This window comes from Rubripirellula lacrimiformis, from assembly GCF_007741535.1.
In the GTDB taxonomy this organism is placed as follows: Bacteria; Planctomycetota; Planctomycetia; order Pirellulales; family Pirellulaceae; genus Rubripirellula; species Rubripirellula lacrimiformis.
This window is the reverse complement of the sequence record NZ_CP036525.1, coordinates 1161809-1188684: the sequence shown is the minus strand read 5'-3', so window position 1 is coordinate 1188684 and position 26876 is coordinate 1161809. Positions and strand designations below refer to the sequence as shown.

19 protein-coding genes are annotated in these 26876 nt (G+C 58.8%); 5 read left to right on the top strand and 14 right to left on the bottom strand.

What is annotated here, in order from left to right:
- Positions 1-302 precede the first annotated feature (302 nt).
- Complete coding sequence (locus tag K227x_RS04195) at positions 303-1337, top strand: bifunctional riboflavin kinase/FAD synthetase (RefSeq protein WP_246146495.1); 1035 nt, start codon at positions 303-305, stop codon at positions 1335-1337.
- Between the two features lie 39 nt (positions 1338-1376).
- Positions 1377-2363 (top strand): DHH family phosphoesterase, encoded by a 987-nt coding sequence (locus tag K227x_RS04190; protein WP_145168209.1) that lies wholly within the window; start codon positions 1377-1379, stop codon positions 2361-2363.
- Between the two features lie 35 nt (positions 2364-2398).
- On the opposite strand, the gene K227x_RS04185 is transcribed toward K227x_RS04190, so the two are convergent.
- Together K227x_RS04185 and K227x_RS04180 are read right to left on the bottom strand one after the other, a co-directional pair.
- Positions 2399-5545 carry an FG-GAP-like repeat-containing protein gene (locus K227x_RS04185; protein WP_218933765.1) on the bottom strand — a complete coding sequence of 1049 codons (3147 nt, stop codon included), beginning with the start codon at positions 5543-5545 and terminating at the stop codon, positions 2399-2401.
- A 50-nt stretch (positions 5546-5595) separates the two neighbouring features.
- Positions 5596-7629 carry a membrane or secreted protein gene (locus tag K227x_RS04180; protein ID WP_145168207.1) on the bottom strand — a complete coding sequence of 678 codons (2034 nt, stop codon included), beginning with the start codon at positions 7627-7629 and terminating at the stop codon, positions 5596-5598.
- Between the two features lie 392 nt (positions 7630-8021).
- Here K227x_RS04180 and purB point away from each other — a divergent pair, with 392 nt between their 5' ends.
- The gene (purB, locus tag K227x_RS04175) at positions 8022-9449 is read left to right on the top strand and encodes an adenylosuccinate lyase (RefSeq protein ID WP_246146494.1); all 1428 of its coding nucleotides are present in this window, start codon (positions 8022-8024) and stop codon (positions 9447-9449) included.
- Between the two features lie 179 nt (positions 9450-9628).
- Here the strand turns inward: purB and K227x_RS04170 are convergent, their stop codons facing one another.
- The 5 genes from K227x_RS04170 to K227x_RS04150 all read right to left on the bottom strand — a co-directional run bounded on the left by K227x_RS04170 (position 9629) and on the right by K227x_RS04150 (position 18265).
- The gene (locus tag K227x_RS04170) at positions 9629-11275 is read right to left on the bottom strand and encodes an alpha/beta hydrolase (RefSeq protein WP_246146493.1); all 1647 of its coding nucleotides are present in this window, start codon (positions 11273-11275) and stop codon (positions 9629-9631) included.
- 42 nt (positions 11276-11317) lie between these two features.
- Entirely contained in the window at positions 11318-13564 is a 2247-nt protein-coding gene (ppk1, locus tag K227x_RS04165) for a polyphosphate kinase 1 (RefSeq protein WP_145168204.1), read from the bottom strand.
- 219 nt (positions 13565-13783) lie between these two features.
- Positions 13784-14854 (bottom strand): c-type cytochrome domain-containing protein, encoded by a 1071-nt coding sequence (locus K227x_RS04160; protein ID WP_315854338.1) that lies wholly within the window; start codon positions 14852-14854, stop codon positions 13784-13786.
- Positions 14855-15151: 297 nt separating this feature from the next.
- Positions 15152-15844, bottom strand: a complete 693-nt coding sequence (locus tag K227x_RS04155; RefSeq protein ID WP_145168203.1) for a hypothetical protein — start codon at positions 15842-15844, stop codon at positions 15152-15154.
- A gap of 261 nt (positions 15845-16105) precedes the next feature.
- Complete coding sequence (locus K227x_RS04150; protein WP_145168202.1) at positions 16106-18265, bottom strand: serine/threonine-protein kinase; 2160 nt, start codon at positions 18263-18265, stop codon at positions 16106-16108.
- 423 nt (positions 18266-18688) lie between these two features.
- On the opposite strand from K227x_RS04150, the gene K227x_RS04145 reads away from it, so the two are divergent.
- Complete coding sequence (locus K227x_RS04145; protein ID WP_218933764.1) at positions 18689-19651, top strand: 3'-5' exoribonuclease YhaM family protein; 963 nt, start codon at positions 18689-18691, stop codon at positions 19649-19651.
- Between the two features lie 27 nt (positions 19652-19678).
- The gene (gene queC, locus K227x_RS04140) at positions 19679-20368 is read left to right on the top strand and encodes a 7-cyano-7-deazaguanine synthase QueC (protein WP_145168200.1); all 690 of its coding nucleotides are present in this window, start codon (positions 19679-19681) and stop codon (positions 20366-20368) included.
- On the opposite strand, the gene K227x_RS04135 is transcribed toward queC, so the two are convergent.
- The 7 genes from K227x_RS04135 to K227x_RS04105 all read right to left on the bottom strand — a co-directional run bounded on the left by K227x_RS04135 (position 20365) and on the right by K227x_RS04105 (position 26846).
- Positions 20365-20805, bottom strand: coding sequence for a YraN family protein (locus tag K227x_RS04135; protein WP_246146492.1), 441 nt, complete (start codon positions 20803-20805; stop codon positions 20365-20367). The genes queC and K227x_RS04135 overlap by 4 nt on opposite strands.
- Before the next feature lie 249 nt (positions 20806-21054).
- On the bottom strand, positions 21055-21408 hold the full coding sequence (gene rplS / locus K227x_RS04130; protein WP_145168198.1) for a 50S ribosomal protein L19: 354 nt from the start codon (positions 21406-21408) through the stop codon (positions 21055-21057).
- Between the two features lie 17 nt (positions 21409-21425).
- A complete protein-coding gene (gene trmD / locus K227x_RS04125; protein WP_145168197.1) occupies positions 21426-22133 on the bottom strand; it encodes a tRNA (guanosine(37)-N1)-methyltransferase TrmD in 708 nt (235 codons plus the stop codon).
- Between the two features lie 24 nt (positions 22134-22157).
- The gene (rpsP, locus tag K227x_RS31500; RefSeq protein WP_391540440.1) at positions 22158-22520 is read right to left on the bottom strand and encodes a 30S ribosomal protein S16; all 363 of its coding nucleotides are present in this window, start codon (positions 22518-22520) and stop codon (positions 22158-22160) included.
- 227 nt (positions 22521-22747) lie between these two features.
- Positions 22748-24226: a signal recognition particle protein gene (ffh, locus tag K227x_RS04115; RefSeq protein WP_145168195.1), complete on the bottom strand. Its 1479-nt coding sequence runs from the start codon at positions 24224-24226 to the stop codon at positions 22748-22750.
- A gap of 269 nt (positions 24227-24495) precedes the next feature.
- A complete protein-coding gene (locus K227x_RS04110; protein WP_145168194.1) occupies positions 24496-25425 on the bottom strand; it encodes a hypothetical protein in 930 nt (309 codons plus the stop codon).
- A 215-nt stretch (positions 25426-25640) separates the two neighbouring features.
- Positions 25641-26846, bottom strand: a complete 1206-nt coding sequence (locus tag K227x_RS04105; RefSeq protein WP_145168193.1) for a S1 family peptidase — start codon at positions 26844-26846, stop codon at positions 25641-25643.
- Between the last annotated feature and the right edge of the window lie 30 nt (positions 26847-26876).

Below are 26876 nucleotides of genomic sequence, written 5' to 3'. Positions count from 1 at the left end.
ACCGCTGGAACAAACCGGGGGAAAATCGATAAGACACCGATATCCCGGATCCCCCACTGTACCAAAGACATCGCAGCGTCAGGCCCCCATCACCGGCCTACCCTGCCCCGCATTCCGCAGACTGTTCTTCGGCCCGTCGGCGGCACGACGGACCCGAATGCCCCACCCATTGAGCGATCGGTGGCCGGCCGTGGAGGCACAAAACTGTGCAGGCTAGAAGCAATCGGGGAAGCCGTGCATAATTTGGGGCCGACAGCATCCTGTTGCCGGGTCCCCTGCCCTTCACCGCCGCTTGCTTTCTTGTGACGCAGATCGTTCCGCTCGCCAATGTCACCGACATCGCCCAGCATCGGGCGTTGGGGCGATTGCATGGCGGGGCGATCACGATCGGCAACTTTGACGGTGTCCACATCGGCCATGCGGCGCTGCTTCGGCAAGTCCGCAAACTTGCCGACCAGGTCGGTGGCCCAGCCGTCGCGGTAGTCCTAGACCCGCACCCGGCGACCGTCCTGCGGCCCGAGCACGCCCCACCCCGGTTGACGTCGATCAGCCGCAGGGCCGAACTGATGCATCCCCTGGGTATCGACGCACTGGTCGTCTGCGATACCACCGATGGGCTGCTGCGGTTGACCGCTGACCAGTTCTATCAATCGCTGATCCGCGGTGCACTGGACGCCAAAGGAATCGTTGAAGGGCCCAATTTCTTCTTCGGCCGAGGACGCGAAGGCAGCATCGAAACGCTGAAAACGCTATCGAGTCCCGACGGCATCCAGCTGCAAATTGCCCATCCGACGACGATGGACGGTGAAATGGTCAGCAGCACACGGATCCGGCGGCTGTTGGATTCAGGCGACGTTGACCAGGCCACCGCGTTGCTCGGTCGCCCCTACCGCATCCGTGGAACGGTTGTCGCAGGCCAGGGACGCGGACGGACGATCGGATTTCCGACCGCCAATCTGAGCCAGATCGACGGCCAAGTTCCGGCACCGGGCGTGTACGCAGGCCAAGTTCGGATGAATCCCCCATCCGCAGCGTGGAATCCCCTTCCCTCCCCTGCATCACAATCGACTGCCGCTAAACTCCCATTCGCTGCTACGGACGACGAATTCTGTCCTGCGGCGATCCACATCGGCCCCAACCCGACCTTTGACGATAATCAATCGACCAAGGTCGAGATTCATCTGATCGACTACGATGTGGATCTGTATGGCCAATCGCTATCAGTCGACTTCGTTGCTAGAACCCGCGAAATCATTAAATTTGATTCGCCGGCAGCCTTGGTCGATCAAATCCAACACGACATTCAAACCATTCGCCACCAACTGACCGAACGTTGAAACCGTTTGCAGTGCCAGCCAAATCAGGATCAGATCTTCATGGGCGTCAACTGGAAAGCCTTTACCAATCAAATCAGCCACTACGAATCCTTCGTCTTGGTCAGCCACATTCGGCCTGACTGCGACGCACTGGGCAGCGAGCTCGGGATGGCCGAAGTGCTGCGAACCATCGGGAAGACCGTTCGCATCATCAACGCCCACCGAACTCCGCCGGCGCTGCAGTTCCTAGATCCCGCCGAAGGCATCGAAGTACTGGGCGATCATGTCGAAGCCGAAGACATTTCGTGCGACTGCATCATGATTTTGGACACCAGCGCATGGGCCCAACTGGGTGACATGGGCGATGTCATTCGCGCAGCATCGTGCGACAAGATCGTGCTGGACCACCACGTCGGCGAAGACGACCTGGGGGCGACGATGTACAAGGACTATCAAGCCGAAGCGACCGGTCACCTCGTGGTCCAAGCTGCCGACGCCCTGGGCGTCCCCGTGACACGCACCATGGGCATGCCCCTGTTCGCGGCAATCGCCACCGACACCGGCTGGTTCCGTTTCCCAAGTGTCAGTTCAGAAACCTTTCGTGTCATCGCGCGGCTGATCGATGCCGGCGTCATGCCCTGCGAAATCTACGGCGATCTTTACGAACGCGATACCATCGGCCGACTACGTCTTCGCGGCACCATCCTGTCCCGCACCCAATCCGAATTGGACGGGCGGTTGATGCACACCTACGTCAAGAAAGAAGACTTCGAAGCCACCGGTGCCCTGCCCAGCGATACCGAGGATGCGATCAACCTGACGCTTGCGGTCGAAGGTGCCAAAGCGGCGGTTATTTTCGTTGAACAACTCCGCGGAGGTTTTAAACTCAGCTTCCGCAGCCGGTGTGCGATGGACAGCAACGAAATCGCTCAACTGTTCGGCGGCGGTGGCCACAAAGCGGCCGCAGGCGCGTTCCTAGAAGGCACCTTGGAAGACGTCCAGAACCGAGTGCTGCCAGCGGTCCGCGAAGCGGTCGGTACCGAATAGAGCCAACGGTCGCTCGGCCCGCCGACGGCCAACACCTATCGCTGCCAAACTCGGCCAGCGCCTTCAATCAACAGAACGCGCTGGTCGATTGCGACATCGTCAAAGATCTCGGGTTCTGCAAATCCAGACGCACTGTTTTCAGGCGCTTCATTCTCAGTCCTTGCTGAACCCGTCGGCGATTTTCCGGGCCAAGCCACTGCGACGCGAACGATCCGGTTGGATCCCCCCAACCCGAACATCAACAGCGATTCGTTCTTGCAGAGGTATCCGTCGCCGGTCTGGACCCACTGGGACCATTCGCCTTGGTCGGTCTGGACACTGACCTTCGCGCCGATCGCATCTCGCTCGCAGTGAACCCCTGCCAGTTCGATCTGCAGGAATCGATTGGCCGCGGGAGTGCGGTTTTCCAGCAGCTCGGCATCGCCATTCATTTCCGTCAGGACGATGTCGGTCCGACCGTCGCGATTCCAATCGCACTTGGCCACCGCTCGCGCCAATCGGTCCGTCTTCCAAAACGGATCATCGCCAGCGGGATCCACCGCCACAAATTTGCCACCGGCAAACGCCAAAATTTGGGTCGGCATTTCGAACGCTTTTCCGGCGCTGCGGAAGTCTTCGATGTGGCCGTTGCCAACGATCAAATCCCAGCTCGTATTGTTGTCGTAATCGATCGCCTGTGTCCCAAACCCCAGCATCCGAACCGACGCCTTGTCGATCTGGTAGGCGACCGCCGAATCAACGAATCCGCCCGCGGCCTGCTGCAGATACAAATTGGACCATTCATCCATGAAGTTCGTAACGTGCAAATCGAGATTGCCATTGTGATCAAAATCGGCGGCCGCGATTCCCATGCACGCCGTCGGTTTACCGCCGGGCCCGTACCCCAACCCCGCTAGGATCGCCTGATCGGTCCAAACCGGGGTGCCGTCGGCAAGCATGTGATGGCTGTGCCAATGGTTCGCACGTTGGTCATTGGCGATGAAGATATCGCCTTGGCGGTCCCCATCGATGTCCGTCACGATCAAACCCAACGCCGTGCTTTCTCCGGGCAGCACCTGGGCGTCCATTCGACCATCGCCTTGGGACACAAAGACCCGATTGACCGCTGGCTTGAAATGCAGCGGTCCGGGCAACGTCAACGGTTGCCCACGAGAGTCTCGTTGAATCGGATCCAGGGATCGCGAGTCGTCGACATAGTTCACTTCGATCACGTCTGGCAACAGATCGCCGGTCACGTCCGCGATCGCCAAACCCATCGTCGACATCGGATCCACCGATTCAGGGTTGCCCTGTTGGTCCACCGAATCAAACGTCCGGCGCAAAAACGTACCGTCGCCTTGATTGATCAGCAGCAGGTTCTGGCCCAAGCTTCCGACGACCAGATCGGCAAAACCATCCTGATTCCAATCTCCACTGGTGACGGCAGTCGACCAACGAAAATCACCCGACTCCGATGCAACGCTTTGTTCCAAAAACTCACCATCGGATTGCCGAAACAGTTGGTTGCCAACCGAACTTTCGACATCCGGCACGTTGGTTCCGGCTTGGGCAAAGTAAAAATCAACCTGCCCATCACAGTCATAGTCCAGGCAGGCCACGCCGCTGCCAAGTGGTTCAAAGAGGCGGAATTCACGTTGGATCGACGGATCTGCATTTTGATGCCGGAACGTCAATCCCGACTGCTTCGCCACGCCCACCATCACGGGCCGCTGGATGGGTGCATCGGCCTGGTCAACCGAGTCCCCTGCCCTGCCCTGCACCGTCGGCACATGGCTGGTTCGCATTCGTTGCCAGGTCGCCATGAAGCCATCGATCGATCGAGATTCGGCATTCAATCCCGCCAACCAAATCGACGGATCGCGGCCATCGGGAAACCGCTTCAGAACCTTGGACTTGTAGGCGGCAAGCGTCTGCAACTGGGGTGCCCCCGGCGCCACCGCGGCGATCGCAGTTTCCTGCCACGCTACCGATTCCATCGGACGCCCGCTACCACTTAGCAGTTCGGTCATGCGTTGAATCAACTGGGGGTCGCTGCCGCCATTTCCATGCGACGCCCACTGGCCGACCAGGAAACGCATTTCGGTGACCTGTTGGCGGTGTTGTTGGGCGATCTTGATCGCCGCCGAGTCACCGGCGACTCCCAACGCAGCAATCAAATTGTTCCACGCGTCCAAACTGCCCGGTTCCAGTCGCAAAGCCTGAACAAAGCAGTCGATCGCTGCGTCGTCTCGCTGAGCGGCCAACCACATACCGGCCGCCATCCAAAATGCGGGGTACTGTGCCGTCGCCGGTTCGGCGGTGGCCAACCAATCCTGGACGGCCGCGTTGTCCTGAGTCTCGGCAAACAGCAGTCCCAGCATCGCGACGGCAGCCGGGTTCCGGTTGGCAACCAAGTCGGATTCCCGAAGACACTGCAGCGCCTCGACGCGATCGTTACGAGACCGCAGTGCGGCCACCACACTCATCACCCCCACGCGTGCCAACTGATCAGCATCGTGGATGTCAGGCTTCTCGGTGAACGTGGCATAGGGCTGCATCGGGTGGATGATCGCGACCCACTGCTGCTTGCCGATCGGCTGCAGGGCCATCAAGCGACGCAGCTGCTGGTTGCCATCGAACCGAAACCCTCGCTGGTTCAGCACTTCTGCCAACCGGGATCGGGCGGCCGTAAAATCAGGCCTGCGGCGGACCAGATCGTTGAATCGGTCGATGGCCTGCTGATCATCGCCGGCCTCTAGCGCGATCTCTGCCGCTTCGGCTTGCAACGCATCCCGCTGGTCGGGGTGGTCCACAACCAGCCCATCGATCCACTCGATCGCCCCGCCGAAATCACCGCGGCGGACCAACACTTCGCCGATCAACGCAGCGGCCTGCAGATCGTCGGGAGCCTGGATCAACCGAGATCGCAGCAACGTCTCGGCTTGGTCCAAACGGTTGTCCCGCAATGCCGCCGCGACCGCAGCCATCGCATTCGCGGGGTCGGAATCCCCAGGCGATGTGGCAGAAGAATCACCGGCGGCAGCGTTCGGTTGGCCGCGAACGTCGGCCCGATCGTCAGCCCGATCGGCGGCCCGAACGTCGCCGGTTTCGGTCGTTTCACGATCGCGTCCGGAGCAGCCCCCCAGGGCGAACGTCAGCAGGCAACCCAAGCAGAGCGACGGCAGGAAACTTTGGAAGTACACCGCTCGGCTCCGCTGATGCTGAAACGATCGTTCGTGATGGTGCCGACGGGCTACTTCAACAGAAAACCTGTCAGGCCCCATCCATCTTCGTGAGTTTCCATGTACCCACCGGCTTCGGGCAGATACTGTTCGATCTGCTTCAGTGGCGGCAACTTGCCGACATCGCCGGATTCAAGTTCTTCGCCATCGGCGTCTTCGACCGCGCGTCGAATCAACGACGCCAACAGGGTGTCGCTATCTTTCAAACGACCTTCACGAAGCAATTGGTACTTCACTCGCAACGACAACTTGGTTCGCACCAAACGGTCCAGCGCAACCGAACCGGCCCCTAGTTTTTTCATCGCACCGGTGACCGCGACGACACGTGGCATGCTGCCCAAGCCGCCGGGAGTTCCCTCTTGAATCCGCTTGGCGGTTTCGACCAGAAATTCGGGGTGGCTGGAAAACATCAGGTAAGGCGAATCCGACCCCGGGCCTTTTTCGACCAATGCGATGGCCCAGTGGTCCAACAATGGCGGCGGTTCGTCGGTTTCCTCTTCGTCTTCGATCGCTAAGTCGCCGAACAATTCCGCATCAAAATCGTCGGTCCCTTCCCCGCGTTGAACCCGCCAAATTTCGACACCGGGCAACACATCCATCCGGCTTGCGTCTGGTTCCACTTCCATGGCCTTTTTGACGGCCAGTTTGATGGCCGCTGCGTCCGAAACGCGAATGGCAACCAACATCCGTTCGGAATGAATTTCGGCGGGCAATGTGTTGTCGGTCATCAACAAGACGTGGTCATCCAAGTTGGGCAACACGTTCTTGGCCAAGTCGATTTGGGGGCCGACTTCGTCTTCACGAATGCCGTCGATGATGTCACGAAAGATTTCGTCGCCGAAGGCTTCGTTGACCAATGTCTCGGCCGCCCAGAAGGCTTCTTCGATCCGCAGGTTCACGCGGCTGACACTGGCCACATCATCGTGGATCCAAGTCGGCAGTTCGGCCAACGGCTGGTTCACAAACTGCAACATCCGAGCAGCCATTTTGTATTTATCGGGCTCGCTGGTGACCGGCGGGGCCAGGATGTAACCCTTGTGCAGCAAATCAAACGGATCGCCCGCCATGATCGCGATCCCACCGGCCGCTTTGATCGCGTCGAACCCTTGGTTCTGCAGCAACTTGATCACATCGACTTGGTTGCCCCGATCGATGTCCAGCGATTCGCGAACGATCCGTCCCATTTGAAACGGGCGTGCAAACCATTCAAACGCCAAACTTCCGCCGCTTTCCTTGGCGGGACCACTGATCTCGCGAGCCGATCGGGTCAGCACGGTGCGAAAGTCTTCTGCTTTGTTGATCGCTGGACCTTTGGGAGAACCCGCGATTGCATCCAACAGATCGGTGACAACGGTGTCGCGATCGGCGGCAATGATCCGAGCATCGTTCAACGTGATCGCAATCTGTTCGACCTTCAACTGCCCGGGCTTGGGCTTGGTGTCGTAAATTCGGACGGCTTCCCCGCGGTGCTGGACATCGCTGCGGATCCAGCCCCCAGCCTTCAGGTCCTTGTCCAAGGTCGCCATGACCTCGTCAGCCTTGGCTCGGCGTCCGCGGATATCCGCAACTACGCAAATGGCGAATGGGCGACGATTGTCTTTTTCGAAAGGCAACCAAGCAAAGACGGCCTCGCCCGATGCGATCTCGTAAAGATCTTCTAAATGCAGACCGACCTTGTTGCCGAGCGATTGCAGATAGTCTTTGGCACGATCACGTCGGGCTTCGATGAAAGGTTGCATGGCCGGATCGTCCAGCAACCTGCCCATGTTGGTGGTTTCCCAAGCTTTGCAAAATCCGGGCAGGTCTGGCACACGCACCAACCCAGCGACCGAATCGGGCAGCAGGCTGATCGCCGGTGCATAGGCAATCGCTGGATTGGCCCCATTCACGGCATCCGGGGCTGCTGCATCGATACCGGCATCCTGTGCGACGACGCTCGACGACATCGAATGACTGGCAACCAGGATCCCCGCCAGGACCTGCAAGCAAACAAAAACCGATCGACGAATGGCTCGACGACGCGGAAGACCAATCTGGGTGAACATTCAAAATCCGGTGCTTTAGACAATTTATTGGCGGTCAAATCAGCGAATAACGCTGTTGTGACCGACCCGTATGTTATCGAACTCGTTTTCAGGCCGAAACGCCGGCTTTGCCCCGATCCAGCGGATTCTCGTCAACAGTTTGCCCTGCGACAAAGAACAAACAAGCAGCATAAACACCCGGCCACCCTCCGATGTGGGGGAACGGGTCAGCAGAATGGTACGTCGGAAGCGGCTCGAATTGCCATCTTCGTCGACCAGATCCGCCAAAAAGCCAAAATGACGGGCAGGTGGCGATTCGAAGCCAGTCCATTACATTTTCGGCTACCAAGACATTTTCGGCAGGCTCGATGCCCTGTCTCCGCCGTTTTCTCGATTCCCACCAGGATCCCACCGTGTCGGTCGATATCCCCAACGTGCTCGCATCCCGTTACGCCAGCGATGCAATGGTCAAGATCTGGTCTCCGGCCGGGAAAGTCGTGCTGGAGCGAGAATTTTGGATCTCGGTGATGGAAGCACAAGCCGATTTGGGAGTCGCCATTCCGGCCGGTGTCATCGAAGCCTATCGCGCCGTCGTCGATCAGGTCGATTTGCACTCAATCGACGCCCGCGAACGCGTCACCCGACACGACGTCAAAGCCCGCATCGAAGAATTCAATGCGTTGGCCGGACACGAACATATCCACAAGGGAATGACATCCCGCGACCTGACCGAGAACGTCGAACAGCTGCAAATCCGCACCGCCCTGGTCCTGGTTCGCGACCGCACGATCGCCGCCTTGGGAATGATCGCACAGCGTGCCGCCGAATTTTCCGATCTGGCCATCGCCGGTCGCAGCCACAATGTCCCGGCTCAGGTCACCACCGTCGGCAAACGACTGGCATCGATTGCCGAAGAATTGCTGATCGGACTGAACCGCACCGAGGATCTGCTGGCTCGCTATCCGCTGCGAGGAATCAAGGGACCGGTCGGCACCCAACAGGACATGCTGGACCTGTTCGAAGGCGATACTTCCAAACTGGCCCAACTGGACGAACGAATTTCCAAGCGTCTTGGCTTTTCGGGATGCTTTGAATCCGTCGGGCAGGTTTACCCCCGATCGTTGGACTTTGACGTCGTTTCCGCACTGGTACAGCTTTCCTCTGCCCCCGCCAACTTTGCACGCACCCTGCGGCTGATGGCGGGCGCCGAACTGGCCACCGAAGGATTCAAACCTGGCCAAGTCGGTTCGTCCGCGATGCCACACAAGATGAACGCCCGATCGGCCGAGCGAATCGACGGTTTCAGCGTCATCCTGCGAGGCTATCTATCGATGGTCGGTGGCCTGCTGGGCGACCAGTGGAACGAAGGCGATGTCAGCTGCAGTGTGGTTCGCCGGATCGCGATCCCAGACGCTTTCTTGGCCATCGACGGACAAATGGAAACATTCCTGACGGTGCTGGTCGACTTCGGCGCCTACCCCGCGGTCATCGCCCGCGAAATGAATCGATTCCTTCCGTTCCTTGCGACCACCAAGATCCTAGTGGCAGCCGTCAAAGCCGGTGTGGGACGCGAAACCGCACACGAGGCGATCAAGGAACACGCCGTCGCCGCAGCACTTGCGATGCGAGAACAAGGCGGGGACGACAACGATCTGATCGAACGACTGGCCGCCGATGATCGGATCCCGATGGACGAGGCGACTTTGCGAGCCGCCATCGGTGCCCCCAGCGAATTTGTCGGCAACGCCACGTCACAAGTCGCCAAGGTCATCCAAAAGGTCGAAGCGATCGTCAATCAGCATCCCGACGCTGCTGCCTATCGAGCCGGTTCGATCCTGTAGCGCCCGGATGCACCGGCGTGATTTTCCGTCGCGGGACTCGTCAAGAGTTTGTCGCTTAGGTGAGCCGCGATCGCGTAAGCGGCCGGGAATCCCCGTGCCCGTGCCCGTGACCGCACCGCCAGCGGCTCACCATGGCCGTGGAAAGTTCGACTCAATCGACAAACCGTTGGCGGCGTCCTTCAGGGTGCCGACGGAGCAAACTGGTTCTTCAACCGGGTCACGTCGTCGGGTTCCCAGCTTGGCGGGTCAGTCACGGCCATCCAGGCGTCGATGTAGTTCGCCGGTGCGTAGTTGTGGCCGTAGCCAATCGGAACGCTAGTCGCCATCGGCAGGTCGAACGCGATCTGCAGGAACGTCACGATCGGATACCAACGCAGTTGGGGTGACACGTCGGGACCGCGTGGATCGTTCAGCCACGCAGGGCGATGCCAAGCCAACGATGGTGAAAACCAAACCATCGGATCACTGGCATGTTGAATGTAAACGTCCCGAATCGGCCCCCATGCTTTGCCGCTTTCCAGACGATTCTGTTGCGACGTGAATCGGATCATCGAACCATCGCGAAACGTCGGCAACCAAACGCTTGAACCGGGGTTTCGCTCCGACACGATCGATGCCCAGCGAGTGCTTGGAAATGGCGGACCGCTTTTCACCGACCCTTGAATCGGATCCTGAAACGTCTTCAACAAGTTCGCGGTGTCTTCGCAACCGAACGATCCCAGACTTAGACCAAACAGATGCAACTGTGGGCGATCGTCTTTGGGCAGTGTTGTCCAGTGAGCATAGACTTGGTCGAACAGAGCCGTTGCCGACCGCCTGGAACACGACGGATCGACCAAGATCGTGATCCAGCTAGGAAGATACGAATACTGCGTGCTGACGATCGCGGTGTCGCCATCGTGCATGTATTCCAACGTGTCCACCGCTCCCTGATCCAACCATCCGGTCCCGGTAGGCGTCGCAACCACTAGGATTTTACGATCAAATCCGCCAACCCGTTTCAATTCTTGGACGGCCAATGCGGCTCGCTGTTCTTCGTCTTCGGCCGACCGGACACCAACATAAACCCGCAGCGGTGTCTTCGCATCGTCGCCGGTGAACTCGCTGATCGACTGCTTCGTGGGGCCGCCTGCGATAAAGTTCTTTCCCTGCCGACCGATGGAATCCCACGGCACATTCGATTCGACACTGCCACACGCCAGCGGTTCGGACGGTTGGGCAATTCCCTCGTCGATCAATTCATCGGCGTTCGAAAACGTCTGATCGGCTAGCGCCAGCAAGCCGCGAGCGACGACGCCGTTGGCAACCAAGATCGTCAACGTCGAAATCACGACCATGCTGACCATGGCTGCAATGCGGGGCGGAACGTATCTTTCTAGACGCACCGTTAACCTGGCGCAGCCACGCAGCAGTGCCCGCAGCACAGCGACCATCAAACACGCCACGACGATCGAAATCAGAAAGAAACGGTACGGGTCAGCCGTTTCAAGCGGTGGCATCTCCATCCGTTGACGAATGGAGTTCTGCCAGAACGTCGCCCGCCACACCGAGGCCACAAACACCAACGCAACGCAGACCACCGTGAATTGTTTGGACCGAAGTTCCAGCTTTTCGCTTGGCTTGGGCAATTCCAGAAACATCCACAACCACACCAACGCGACGCCAACGCCGTAGCCGATCGCCAACGAAAACCCAGACAGAATTCCTTGCACAAAATACGGCCGGGGCAATAGCGACGGTGTCACCGACCCGCAAAAAAAGATCGTCGCGACAACCAAACCTACAAACGAAAACGACTGCCAGTATCGAAGCGTCCAAGAATTCAAATCAACACCTTTCAAATGGGTCTGCGTCTTGGATGACTGGAATTACTCGGATCCACGTGGTTCGTGAGTTTCAAAACGCGTCAACCGACTTTGCCGCTGCAACTTCATGACCTTGCAGGTGCGATCATACAGCACCTTCTGGGATCGATACTTGGTGTCGCCCGCTTCCATCCGCTGATAGCTTCCGGTGGATTGCATCACCCAGGTGTTGGTGGTGTCCTTGAAATAGGTCCGCAGAGTCTCTTTCAATTTTTTGCGGCACGATTCGTCGTCCACCGGGATCAACAATTCGACGCGGCGATCGAGGTTGCGGGGCATCCAATCGGCGCTGCTGATATACAGTTCTTCGTCACCGCCGTGTCGGAACAGGACCACCCGTGCGTGTTCCAGATAACGATCCACGATGGACACCACCTGGATCGTTTCGCTAAGCCCTTTGACGCCGGGCTTCAAACAGCAGACGCCGCGAATGTTCAGCAAGATTTTCACGCCCGCTTGGCTGGCCCGATAGAGAGCGTCGATGATTTGCGTATCGACCAATGCGTTTAGTTTGGCCACGATCTCGCCCCGTTGGCCGGCTTGGGCACGGATCATTTCGCCCTCGATCAACTCCAGCACACGTTTACGAAGCGTGATCGGCGCGGATGCCAGATGCTGCAACTGCTGTGGCTGACTGGCTCCCGTGACGCAGTTGAAGAAAGACGTCGCATCGCCGCCGAGTTCTTCGTTGCACGTTAGCAGCGACACATCGCTGTATAGGTTCGCGGTGACTTCGTTGTAGTTTCCGGTCCCGAAATGCAGATAGCGAACAATCCCCTGCGGTTCGCGACGCACGATGATGCAGACCTTGGCATGCGTCTTCAGCCCGCGAATGCCGTAGATCACCTGGACGCCTGCCTGTTCCATCTCGCGTGCCCACTCGATGTTGCGAGCCTCGTCAAACCGAGCCTTCAATTCGACGATGACCGATACGTATTTGCCGTGTTCGGCTGCACGCATCAACGCGGCGACGATCGGACTGTTGCGACTGGTTCGGTACAGGACCTGTTTGATGGCCAGGACATCCGGGTCGTTGGCCGCTTCTTCGATCATCCGCACGACGGGATCGAATCGTTCGTAGGGATGCACCATCAACAGGTCGCCCGCGGCAATGGTCGCGAACATGGATTCCGCCGGATCGATACCGGGGCTTCCCTGGGCCGGCCAAGGCTCGTCCCGAAGCGCGTCGAACCCTTCTAGACCATGCAGCGTGAACAGGTACGTCAGGTCCAACGGACCACCGATGGCAAACAAATCCTCGCTACGCAGTGACATCTTTTCGGATAAGAAGGCCAGCATGGGATCACTGGCCCCATCGCTGTATTCCAAACGCACCGGTCGCGATTGCCGGCGACTTTCCAAGACGTCTTCCATGCCGACCATCAGATCGGCCGCCGAATCTTCGCGAAGTTCGACATCGGCATTGCGGGTGATCCGGAACGAGATGCATTCGACCACTTCGCGGCCCGGGAAAAAGTCCTCGATGTAGTGCTTGACCAAGTCTTCCAACAACACGTACGCATGCCCACGGTCGCTTGGCATGGGCAACATCCGCGGCAGGGTGCGTCCGAGCGGAATGATCACGAAGTCCCACTCGGGGGCTTCCGAGGTGTCCTGATTGTCCACTTGGTCCGGGGATGGATCAGCGACTTCGGCCGAATCGCCTTTGCTGCGGTCGGCCGAATCACCGGGACCAACTGTTGTCGCTTTCAAACGCACACACACGTGGACGCCCAGCCCCTGAATCAGCGGGAACGGCCGCTCGGAAAAGATCGCTTGCGGCGACAACACCGAAAAAACATCGCTGTGGAATCGGGAATCCGCTGTTTCCGAACATCGATCGCTGCAATCGTTCAGATCGATACGCCGAATATCGGCGTCCGCCAAATGGGGTTCCAGCGACTCGAACACATCGTACTGACGCGTCACAATCGCCTTGCAGCGACTGGCAACCGCCTGCAACTGTTCGGCAACGGTCATCCCGGATGGATCACGCACCAGCGAATTACGCTGGTACTGCAATTTCAGCGAACCGACACGCACCATCACGAATTCATCCAAATTCGAACTGGTGATCGCTAAAAACTTCGCCCGTTCCAGCAGCGGCAGCGATGGATCATCCGCCTGATCAAGAACCCGCTGATTGAATTCCAACCAACTCAGTTCCCGATTGATGAACCGATCCTCCGGCAATGCAGCGGGGCGACGGTTCGAGCGGCGTTTTTTCTTGTGGGTTGGCTTCGATGTCACGAGGGATTCCGAATCCGGAGAAAAGGCGAACGAGCATTACCAGCCGCCAAAATACAACCCTATCCCGATTGCTGCCAGCGGCGCCAGCGCAAACGTAGCCAGACTCGCCAAGAGTTTCGGCCACGCGCCACCGACACACCGAATGTCTTGGCGACAGTCGCTACGGGTGCCCGAATGTCTTGGCGACAGTCGCTACGGGTGTCTGGTGGCGGCCACGCGTTACGGCGATTCGGTGGTTTCCGGTTCGACTGCGGACGCCTGGATATCGTTGGTCCCCGTCAACACTCGGAACATCTTGGGATAGAAGTCCTCGCCGTAGCTCATTTCGCCACCTTGATGTCCGACGGCCCCGCAAATTGCGGCACAGATCAACAGCCCCAACTTCCAGGTGAACGTCAATCGGGGCCGATCAGAACGCAGCGACAAGAGTGCGACGATGGCAAAGCCGATCGACAAAATCGAAACGATCACGCCGCTCCAACGGTGCCAAAAAACTTCTTTCTCCATCATCTCGGCATCAAATCGATTCCACGAACCATAGCCCTGTTCGACGGCAAACGACCAACCCATCACGGTTGCCACGACCGCCGACACCGACCCGATCAACAGGCACGCCAACGGGATCTGGGTCCCCAGTGCTGGCCACTTCCACCCCAAAACGACAAACCCTGCGCCCAACATCAACAGCGCGATCGGAAAGTGAACGGTCGCCGGATGCAAAAACCCCTGGGCCGCCCAAACGCGCCCCACCAACGTTGTCGGACCGACCACTGCAACAGGCACTTCGGCGGCGTCCAAAGCGTCGGTCAATGAAACGCCCTCGGGCCACTCGGCGCCCTCGTTGATCCAAACTCGCACCAACGCCAACTCCGACGGTGTCAGTGGACCACCGTGGGCACGCGGTGGCATCAGCATGTCCTCGTCATCAATCGTCAGGTAGTCGACGTACAACGTGCTCGATTCGGCGTCCTCCGGTTCGATGTAGTCCATCATCAATTCGCGATCGTCGACACGAAAATCGTTCTTGGCTTCCTCGGGACCGTGACAGTCCAAGCATCGGACTTGAAGAATGGGAGCGATATCGCGACCGAAATCCACCAAATGACCATCCTCATTCAGCGGCGTCATGACCTGCTGGACGATCTCTTCGATCACCACATCTTCGTCGACCAGCAACGCTTCTTGTGCGTTGGCCAGCGAACAGGGCATCGCAATCGCGACCGCCAACACGGCGAAGGTGAACGCAAAAGGTGTCAGCCGAGACCGGGTCGACAAGCAAAAAGATCGCATTCGATAGACCTCCGTTGGCACCCCAGCGGCACCAACGTGTTCAGAGAGAGAGATGGGGTGGGATCGACGGCTGCATGATCCTGTCACGACCAGCCGCCCATGCAGAAGACGATAAAAACGATCGGCAACCGCACCCCCATTGTCGCCCCCCGCCACCAATCTTTCCAGACCAGTGCAGATCTGGGGGGAAGACTTTCGACGTTTCTTTGCGATCCACTGTCGCCGGCACCGGTGGCACGGCGTCCCTCCGATGGATGACAGCGTCCGACCGATGGCTGCCAACGCGGCCCCCAAACGTTAAACGCTGATCCCAGCAAACGCTTTTCCGAGCCCCAATTGAGCGATTTCGCGTTTCACATCTTCGCCCGAAGGATCTTCCAACGTTTCAGCCACTTCGTCGGCAATCAACTGGGCAAACAGGGTACGAGATTCGACCAAGATCTTCTGAATCTGTGACTCGTCAATCTTCAGCCCGGTCTCGCTTGCGATCTGAACGGCCAACATCGATGGCGACGACGGCGAACTCTTCGTCGCCCCGTGCAGAATCGTGTACACCGGCATCTGAGGATCCGAATGTTCCTGGCGTTCGAGCGATCGCCAAGCCCGTTCCAACAATCCTTCCCGCCAATAGCTAAGCCATTGTTTGGATTCCAGCGTGACCTCGTCCAGTTTCAATTTCGGTCGCGCTGCCTCGGGCAGTTCCGCAACCGAACTTTTCGCCGCCGATCGAATCCCCCGCAACAGAAAGTCCCGCAACCGACCTCGCTTGTGTTCGCCGAAACCCACCGAGACCAAATGCCCGAGCAATAGCTTCAACGCTTCGTCCGCCAATTCGCTGGTCCCCAGGATCGCCGTCAGCTGTCGGCGCATCGGTGACAAATATCTCAGCACAAACCCCGCGGCGCTGTCGGCCTGGGTCCAGGGGTGCGAGGACCGCACCAAGTTGATCGAACTGATGCGGCCAGAATCGGTGGAGGTTACGTCTGCCATGCGGTTAGTCTAACTGGTCCGATATTCGATGTGGGAAGTCAGCGGGCCAAAAACGATGGCCATGGCGACAGAACGCTGCTTGGTCCGATGCCCGATCGGCCCAATTCCCGAATCGCCCAATTCCGGATTCGCCCAATTCCCGAATCGCACAATTCCCGAATCGCCCAATTCCCGAATCGCCCAATTCCCGATTCGCCCGGGCACTCATCCGCGGCACCCCGCATCCCAGAACCGATCGGCGGCCCCACGCGATAACCGCCGTCATGATCGCGGCCGCACGGCAAGCGCCGGCGACGCCTCGGGTTTGCCCTCCCTGGACCAAAAATAGGTTGGTTTCTTCGACGTACTGGTTCGCTGCAACACAATGGTCACCTGATCGCTGTTGGCCGAACGCAGAAAATCGTCCAACCCTTCGCCCACCATCCTGATTTTATCCACGGCATCTTTCAAATGGTTGCCGGAATTGTCAAAGGTCAGCCGCCCCAAAAAAGATTGCCCAGCGATCCCATCGCGGAGCGGCGAATGCTGCCAGTCCAGATAGCCGTCGCCCGATTCCACCCAATCCGAAGCCCCGGGATCGTCGATGCCATAAACCCGAAATTCATCCTTCGATGGATTCCCGTCACCGGCGATCGTCATCATCAGCACCGATCGATCGATGGTGTCACGAGGGATCCCCAATTTGGCCAGATCGAATCGCAAATAGATATGGTCGCGGACCTCTTGCCCCTTTTGGGTCGTCAACAATCCCTGCAACATTGGCCCCCCACCCATTGATTCGTCCGCTGCACTGCTGACCACGGTATCGGCCCCGCGACCTTCGTGAGTGCGAACGGTTTCGAAACCCAACAAATCGCTTTCGATGATGTTCTCGTCGATCGTCAAAGTCGACTTGGTTTCACTGACTTCGGTGCCGCCCGGCGTCTGCAACTGGAACGTCACTTCGTATTCGGCCGGCGCCAAACTGCCGGTCAAAAACTGGATTTCAATCTCGGCCAACTGTCCCGGACTGGGCAGTTGGCGTGCCGATACCTTGCGAGGAAACGTCGGTGCCTTTCTCGCGATCACGTTTGGATTGTCGGCGTCGATGATCTTCAGATACGTCACAATCTGGGCTGCGACGTTGGCCCCTTGATTGATGGACCGGGGATCCGCCGCTGGACTGACCGCTTGGTTCTCCAGACGCATTTGAAATCGAGCTGCTTGGCCAGCCACCACTCGCGACGAACCTGCGATCACCGGTGACAATTTCAGTGGCGCCAGCGATGCCGACGTGATGACGGTGACCTTCGGCTTCAAAGCCTGCGGCCGCTGATCGACTCCCCTATCGGTGGTCGTGCCAGACATCCCCCACCAACCGATGCCCAGCATCGCCACCACAACCATCGCCGCCCCGATCGCCCAAACCAAGACCGGCCCACGGCCCCTGCCATCGCCGGGATCGCCATCACGGCCACGCCGCGTCCAACGTGACTCGGGCGATGCGGGTGCCTTGCCAGCGCCGACGGCTACCGGGTCAACGACGATGTCGATTGCCATCGTTTGTTCGGCCTGGCAAATCGCGTCGACCCGGTCGATCCACTGAGTCAATCGAAGGGCCGAATCGGGACGATCCCGAGCCTCTTTTTTCAACAGCGTTTCAATCAACTCGCAAAGCGGCGCCGGCAGATCAGGATTCACCTGCCGCAGCGGCACGATGTCACGACAGATGATGGCAACCAATTGCCCGATCAACGATCGAACACGCAGCGGGACCTTCCCACAGCACAGCTGATACAGCACAACGCCCAACGAATACAGGTCCGTGCGATCGTCCAGCGGTTCGTTACGAGCCTGTTCCGGCGAAAGATATCCTGGGCTGCCAACAACGGCGCCCTTGGGTGCTAGGTGGTCCGGCCCAGTCACGGCCAATCCAAAATCCAAAATCTTGGCTCGACCGCTAGGCGATTCCAGCCAGATGTTGGCCGGTTTGATATCCCGGTGAATGATCCCGCACGCGTGCGCGGCGGCCAGCCCCTGAGACACTTCGCGTGCGATGCGGATGACATCGCGATAAGGAAACACCGGCTGACTCTTGATGCGATCCAGCAACGACTGGCCCTTCAACAACTCCATCGCCAAAAACGGCATCCCCTCGTGAAGCCCCACTTCGAAGATCGTCGCCACATTGTCGTGATGGACAGCAGCCATCGACCGAGCCTCTTCGACAAACCGTTTTCGGCTGTTCGGCGTGGCAGCAAAACGCTGGTTCATCACCTTCAACGCCACCGTCCGCTTTAGCCGCCCATCTTCGGCCTGGAACACCTGCCCCATGCCGCCCTTTCCTAAAACGGCCACGATCCGATAAGGCCCCAACCGACCGATCTCGCCAGCCTGCAGCGGCGGATCAAGGAAATCGTATTCGGTGGAATCGGTGTTCATTCAGACGGCCGACGGTGACGGAATCGGTGGATCGATCGAAGTGCGAAAAATGCGACGCTCGCGGGGGCACACAGGGACACACGGCCGGAATCAACCGCCCTGCCCTGCTCTTCCCGATCCCCCCCATGCATCGCCCCTGGTGACCATCACCATTGTGGCAGCATCCTGGTTGCAAACTAGACGTTAGCGGCGTCGGATTCAACGCTTTCGGGCGATCGGCCCGATCGTTGGCGATCCATTCGATTCCACCGCCCCCTTGGCTACGCGGCGCTGGCGCCGTCCCAACCAACGGCTTTTTAAATGCGAGGCCTTGCCAATCGACAAGGCTTCGGACCATCCTTTCAACTGATACATTCCCTTTCGGGCGTTTTGCCCTTGGATTCGCTACGCTCCGCCGTCCTCCCTTTATTTGAGTCGATTCCCGTGAACCGCATCCCCGTTTCCGACCTGACCGACGGCCAATCGATCGAGCAACCCTTTCGCGCAGCCGACAAACAATTGCGGGTCAATCGCCAAGGTGGCAAGTACATCCTGATGCGGCTCTCGGATCGCACCGGCGTGATCGCCGCCATGCAATGGAACGCCGATGAAAAAATGTTCGATTCGTTCGACCGTGGCGACTACGTTTTTTGCCGTGGACGAACCCAGATCCACAACGGCACGCTGCAACTGATCGTCACCGATGTCGAACGTATGGATGTGTCCGAAGTCGACGTCGCCCAGTTCGAGCGTTTCGACGCCGACGCTTCCGAACGTCTACTGCAGCGACTGACCGAACTGCTAGGCGGGCTACAGAACGCTCCGCTGCGTCGCCTGGGCGAGATCTACCTTGCCGATCAAAACTTCGTCACGCGGTTCCAGAAGGCCGCTGCTGCGGTATCCAACCACCATGCCTATCCCGGCGGACTGCTACGACACACGGTCGACATGATGGAACTGTGTGCGTTGATCGCGCCACGGTACCCTCAAATCGATGCCGAACTGCTGATGTTCGGTGCGTTCCTGCATGACCTTGGCAAAATCGAAGAATTGGCCAGCGACGGCGAGATCGCCTATACCGACCGCGGCCAACTGGTCGGACACATCGTCATCGGCGTCCAAATGCTGGGCGACAAAATCGCGGAATACGATGCCGGGGGCGAAGCCTTCCCAGCCGAACTTCGATTGCACCTGGAACACCTGATCGTCAGCCACCACGGCCAGATCGAATACGGCAGCCCCAAACTGCCTGTGATGCTGGAATCCGTCACGCTGCATCACATCGATAACCTGGACGCCAAACTGTCGACTTACACCACGGTGATCGACACCGACATTTCAGGCGACAGCCACTGGACCAACTACAACCCTTCGATCGGTCGCAAACTGTGGAAGAAACGCAGCTAGCGATCGCTACCGCCACGGACCATTCCGATGACAAATTCACGTCCCGCCGTTGTGCTGCTGTCCGGTGGACTCGATAGCGCCACCTGTTTGGCAATCGCACGCGACGAGGGATTCACGCCGCATGCGATCAGCTTTCGATACGGCCAGCGCCACCAGTACGAACTGGATCGCGCGATCCAGTTGGCCAAAAACCTGAAGGCCGCATCCCACCGGATCGTTGACATCGATCTGTCACAGTTCGGCGGATCGGCGCTGACCGATGCATCGATCCCGGTCCCCAAGACGGACCACCTGGATAACATCGGCGACGATATCCCGGTCACCTACGTGCCGGCTCGCAACACCGTTTTCCTGTCGCTCGCCCTGGCGATGGCCGAAACGATCGGTTCCCGCGACATCTTCATCGGCGTCAACGCACTCGATTACAGCGGCTATCCCGATTGCCGACCGGAGTTTGTGGAAGCCTTTGAACAGATGGCCAATCTGGCGACCAAGGCGTCGGTTGATGGGGCCGAACGTCTGCGAATCCACACGCCACTGATCGATCTGACCAAAGGACAAATCATCGCGACCGGCATCCAACTGGGCGTTGATTACGGACAAACGTTGTCGTGCTATGACCCGGGGCAAAACGGCACCGCGTGTGGCCAGTGCGACGCCTGCCTGCTGCGTGCCAAGGGATTCGCAGAAAACAGCTTGACGGATCCTGCTGCCTAAAACATTTGGTAGTCCCCACTGGCTTCGAACGCCGATTCATAGTGTTCGATTCGGTCCGGCGTCGGGCCGTCCCCGTGCCACCAAACGGCCACAACGTCAAAACGGGCGGTCACACCGAGCAGTTTCTTGCGTTTCAGGTACCGCAGCGCAGCCCGCGATACCCTGCCCTGCTTTTCGGCATCCACCCGCTGCGCCGGATGCCCGGGCTTGCGAGTTGAATGAGTTTTGACTTCGACGAACACGATCAACTTTTGTCGTTGATCGATCGCGATCAAATCGATTTCACCACCCTTGTCCGATTCGCTCTCGGCGACCACGACCAAGCCTTTCTGGCGCAGCAACCTGGCTGCCGCCTGTTCGCCGCGACGCCCCACCGGCGCGGCCAGATCGATCGCACCATAACGCAGGTCGATATAACGCTGACAAAGAATTCGCACCCAAGGATGCATCGGAGACACCCACCGACAAGGACAGAAAATGCGTCAAGTGTGTCGACACCCACCCCCATCAATGTATCGAAACGGGTGCGGGAAGGCGTGCGGAAAGGCGCAACGCAGACACCTCTCGCGCAAGCTTGCAGCGAATCTCGCCAACGGCCTGGGTCCACGTGCGCATGAAAAAACGGCAGGCACTCTTCGTCGAAGAGAACCTGCCGCTTGATGGGTCGATTTGGGATCGTCTGCCGACTAGCTGCGGCGACGTTCTTTCAGACGAACAGCCTTCCCGACGCGGTCACGCAGGAAGTACAGTTTCGCACGACGTACGATACCGCTTCGCTTGACTTCGATCCGCTCGATCCGCGGGCTGTGGACGGGGAACTTACGTTCCACACCTTCACCGGCGACGATCCGACGAACTGCGAACATTTCGCGGCTGCCGCTGCCACTGCGAGCGATGACGACGCCAGAGAACACTTGGATGCGTTCTTTGCTGCCTTCAAGAATCTTCAAGTGAACGTCAACGGTATCACCGATTTCGAACTGCGGTGCATCTTCTTTGATCGAGGACTTTTCGACCAAGTCCATGATAGCTCGGGACATGGATATTACTCACTCTATTAAGGGTTTTGGTTGTCTGATTCAGGCAGCAAATCGCTGCGTCGTTGTTGGGTCCGCAATCGGCTTTGCTCTGCTCGCCACTTGGCGATGGCCCCGTGATCGCCGCCGGTCAGGACGTCGGGCACGGTATGGCCGCGGAACTCTCTCGGTCGCGTGTACTGCGGAAACTCGAGCAATCGGTTGCCCCGGCTGAACGAGTCGTCAATGTTACTTTGCTGGTCGCCTAGGACGCCCGGAATCAACCGGACGACCGCATCGATGATCACCATCGCTGCTACTTCGCCGCCGTTTAGGACAAAGTCGCCAACGCTGATTTCTTCGGGTTCCCAAATGTCGATCACTCGCTGGTCGAATCCTTCGTAACGTCCGCACAGCAAGATCAGCCGTGGGTCGTTTGCAAAGTCTTCGGCCATTCGCTGGTCGAAACGTTTTCCCTGGGGCGTCAACAAGACTCGTCTTGCCTTTTCCGGGACCGCCGCTTCGACTGCTTCGACACAGTTCACCGTCGGTTCGACTTGGATCAACATCCCAGGCCCGCCGCCGAACGGTTTGTCATCAACCGGTCGGTGAGTGGTTTCGGGGGCGTGATCACGAAGATCGTGCCGATGGATTTCAACCAGTTCGTTCTTCAGCGCTTTGCTGAGCAATCCCTGGCTTAGGTAGCCGTCGAACAACGCCGGAAAGAGCGTCACGATATCGAATCGCATGGATCTCTCCGACGGTGGAATCGATTACTCGGAAGCAGCTTCTTCGGTCGCAGCAGCGTCGGCAGCCGGCGCGGCGGCTTCTTCGGCTGGTGCTTCCGCCTTTGGCTCTTCCTTCTTGGCCTTCACAGGCTCGGGCGGTGCAGGAGTGTATTCCTTGCGGCGGCCCAAGCGTTCCACGGCGGCCTTTTGGGCCTCCAGGTGACTTCCGTTAGTACCGAACTTCTTGATCAACACGCCAACTTTTTCGCTAGGCTGTGCACCGACACCCAACCAGTAGTCGACTCGTTCACCCTTCAGCGTGACGCGAGCATCCGTTTCGGGGCACATCGGGTCGTAGGTGCCCAATTCTTCGATCACACGACCGTCGCGGGGGCTGCGTTGATCCATTGCAACAACGCGATAAAACGGACGGTGGGTGCGTCCCATCTTCTTCAATCGAATACGAACTGCCATCAGTAAAATGTTCCTGTTGGAAACGAGTTTTTGACTACTAGTCAGACTTCCTGGGGCCCGAAAACGTTTCGGACGCCGGGTCGGTGCCAGAACGGCTGGCACTTGTTCGGTGTTCAACTGTAGTCCAGTTGAAGAGCTCGCAGACAGCGCTGCGAGCGGTGTTATTTCTTTCGTTTTTGGCGACGCAGCATTCGGTCGCGTTCTTTCTTTTGCTTGGCTCGTTCGGCCGGGCTCAATCGTTTGCCCGTGCCCTTTTTGACCTTCAAACCGCTCATGCCCATCGACGGATCCGACATCGCGCCACTGGACTGCAGCTGCTGCATCATCTTCATCCGGTCGCCCATGCCACCGCCGGCCATGCCCTGCATCAGCGGCTTCATGACCTCGAACTGCTTGATCAATTGCGACACCACCGGCGTCTGCACCCCGGCGCCCCGGGCGATCCGGTTGCGACGATGGGCGTCGATGATCTTCGGGTTGCGACGTTCTTCCATCGTCATCGCGTTGATCGCGCCGATGGTCTGGTTGATGCCCTTGGATGCTTCGTCGCTTTCCAGCACATCCTTGAACTGCCCCATGCCGGGCATCAGCCCCATCATGCGGCCCATGATGCCTGGCTTGGCGACCTTTTGCATCATGTTTTTGAAGTCGTCCAGCGTGAAATCGCCGGACGCCATCTTGGCTTCTAATTCTTCGCGTTCCTTTTCGTCGACGATCCGGTGCGCTTCGCGAGCAGCGGCGACCATATCGCCCATCTGCAAAATCCGGCCCGCCATGCCTTCGGGGCGAAACGGTTCCAACGCATCAAAATGCTCGCCGGTTCCGATGAACTTGATCGGCACGCCGGTCACATGTTTGACAGACAGCAAAGCCCCACCACGGGCATCACCGTCCAACTTCGTCATGATGACGCCGTCCAGTTCCAACGCTTCGTTGAACGCCCCGGCACTGTTGACGGCGTCTTGGCCCGTCATTCCGTCGACGACCAGATAGACCTGGTCGGGCGACACCTTTTTGTCGATCCGCTTCAACTCGGCCATCAACTCTTCGTCGATCGCCAAACGTCCGGCGGTGTCCAGAATGACAACGCGGTTGCCGTCTTTGATCGCCTTGTCGACGCCAGCCTTACAAACCTTGACCGGGTCCTGATTGCCCTTGTCACTAAAGACGGGCACGCCCAGCTGATCGCCAATGACATGCAACTGGTCGATCGCGGCGGGTCGCTGAAGGTCGGCGGCGACCAACAACGGTGTGATGTCTTCTTCCTTCAACAACTGCGACAACTTGCCACAGGTCGTTGTTTTGCCGCTGCCCTGCAGGCCGCACAGCATGATGATCGTCGGACCTTCTTTTTTCAGGTGCAACGACGGGTCCACAGGCCCCAGGATCGAAATCAGCTCGCTGTGGACGATATTGACCAGTTCTTCGTGCGGGCGAAGACTCAGCAGCACCCGTTTCCCCAGCGCTCGCTCGCTGACCTGGGCCATGAAATCTTCGACAACGCCATAGCTGACGTCGGCTTCAAGCATCGATCTTTTGACGATCTCCAGCCCGTCGCGCATATTGCCTTCGGTCAGCTTGCCCTTGCCGGACAAACTCTTGAAAGCAGACTGCAGACCGTCGGAAAGGGACTCAAACACGAAAAACCGGCTCGAAAGCGAGAAACACGGGCAATAACGGGGAAATCGAAGCCCGGCAGTTTACGCAAACAGGAGCCGTTTTGTAAATGGCTCCGCCGTTTTTACCCAAACCGCATTTTCCGACAAAGTTCTTGCCAGTCGCTGGCCGCGATCGCAGCCGCACTGAAACCCACCATCCGGCTGCTACTGAAACATTGCACCCGCAGAGGGATCGCACGAACAGAACTGCCGTTTTTTACCTGGGAAAGTATGCCAATGCGATCGTTGATTCATCGGGTGAACGACAGGCCGCCGGTGGTGGCACCGTCCAGCTTGAAGCTGAATCCGGTGGCATTGGCGATCCACTGGCCTCGCATTTGTTGCTGATCGCCCGACCGGATCAGTGTCAGTTGGTCGCCGGCCAAGTCGTAGCGACCCGAGAAAGAATTGGACGATCCGGCCTTGGTGGCTGTCCAAGTGAACTGGCCGTCATCATTCAAAACCAGTTCCACCGACTGATCGCCAGGCAACGAAACTTTCCACGCACCCGTGCTGGGCGATGAAACCGCAGCGGTCGACGCGGCGGTGAACTCGGGAATCAGCGACGACACGGCCGCATCGGTGGTGGGCGCCGATTCGCGGGTCAGCGATGCCAACATCTGCAGAGCCGATGGGGTCCCCGTCGATGCTGCGACAGGCGACACGGGTGCCGGAGCCGCCAAGGTTGCCGGCTGTGACGATGCTGGTGGTGCCGCGGCCCGCGACGATGGGGCAATCGGGGCCGGTGCCTGCGTCGGTGCGGGTGCCTGGGCGGGTGCCTGGGCGGGTGCGGGTGCAAATGCCTGAGTCGGGGCTGGTGCAGGTGCCCGATTCGGGGCGAATGCGGGTGCAGGTGCCTGCCTCGGTGCGGGTGCGGCCTGTGCGAAGCCGGGCTGCGACTGGATTGGCCGAGCGTAGGAAGAATGCCCGTAGGCTGGTTGCGAATGAACAGGTTGCGGGTGGACGTATTGCGTGTGAACCGAAGCAGCGTAGGTCGGTCGAGCCGAGACGTAGCCGCCACTGTGTCGTCCGAAGCTGCCGCCGAAACCGCCCGAGAAACCGATACTGCGTCCGCCGCTGCCGCCGCGACCGCTGCCGCCACAAGCCACTGCCGAGACGCCGCTTACTGCACTGCAAGCGATCACGCCGGCGATCATCAGTCGTTTGAAATTCTTGGTCATGGCTAGGTTTCCTTGGAAAGGGAACAGGTGGGGGTGGATGCGGTCGGCGGCCAGTCGTTTGCTCGCCAAGATTCCAAGCGTCCTCCAGTCCGATGTGTTACGAAACTTTCGCTGGAAACTTCGAAAACGAAAAAAGGGGCGTGATCAGCCCGGGATTCCCCGCCGCTGATTCGCCCCCTTTTCCCGAGCCAACCCCCGTCGCCTCGTACCTGCGATCACTGAGCCAACCAGGACGCCAGCGTTTCGGCGGATGTCTTGGAAGACGCTTTGGGGTTCAGTTCTTTCGCCATCGCGGCTGCGATCCGAGCCACATACTCGATCGTGCCTTTGATCGCTTCGTCCGGTGCGGTCGCGTCCAGCTTGGCGACATACAAGACCAGGAAGTCACCGTCGGAGTTCTTTTCGATCGCCCAGGCTCCGATCTTGGTCACCGAGCTCTGACGCAGCAGACGGTTCATCAGTGTCGCCGTCGGTTCTTCCTTGCTGACCTGAACAAGCGACCAGACTTTGCGAACATCGGCTCGCTGGAAGTACTCGGTGTCCTTGGCGACATAGACGGTTTGAGTCGTTTCAGCGGCGATCTTGTGCTCGATTTGGTAGTGACCGGTCGCGTTAACGGAGTGCTCGATGCCGGCGTCTTCCAACAGTTTTTTGCTGGCGATCGGTGCCGTCTTCCAACTGCTGGCCAACATCGCCCGGATTTCGAACACGTCCACACAGAAGCTGATCAGCGTGTTGGCGGGCGAAAACGACTGGGCCAGTGCAACCAGTTTTCCGTCGGCGTTCACGATCGGGCCGCCGCTGTCGCCAGGCTGAATGGGGCTTTGAGTTTCGACGGCGCGAAAGTCATGTTCGCCGTGGTTGGACTTGAATTTCTTGTCGTACACCGCTCGCACCGAACCGGTCGTCGAAACCCACATCACATCGCTATTGCCAGGGTTTCCGACCAATTCGATCGTGGATCCTGGCTTGCTACTGCTGTCGGCCAGCTCGATCGCGGTGACGTCTTCGGGCACCTTGGGCAGTTGAATCAGAGCCAAGTCGCGGCGGCGGTCCACGGCCACAACCTTGCCGGGCTGAGCCAAAGTTAGGACGTTGTCCAGATAATGTTTGCGTTTGACATTGGGAATGCCGTCCTTGATGTCGGCAAAGAACACCACGGCGGTGCGGCTGTCGCCGACGACGTGGGCGTTGGTCAGCACGATTCGTTTTTCGGCATCGACCAAAACGCCCGTTCCAGTAGCCGTTTCGTTGTCCGCATTGCTGGTGACGATCCAGGCGGTCGATCGAACCACTTGGGCATAGGTATCCGCATCGGCGTGAGCGGTCACGGCGATCGTGCAACCGATCAGCAACAAGATTGCACGGCCCAAGATTGGCGATGGGTTCGATGCGTGGGGCACTGGATAGGTCGCGGACATGATGGTGAACCTCGGACGGGGACTTGGTGG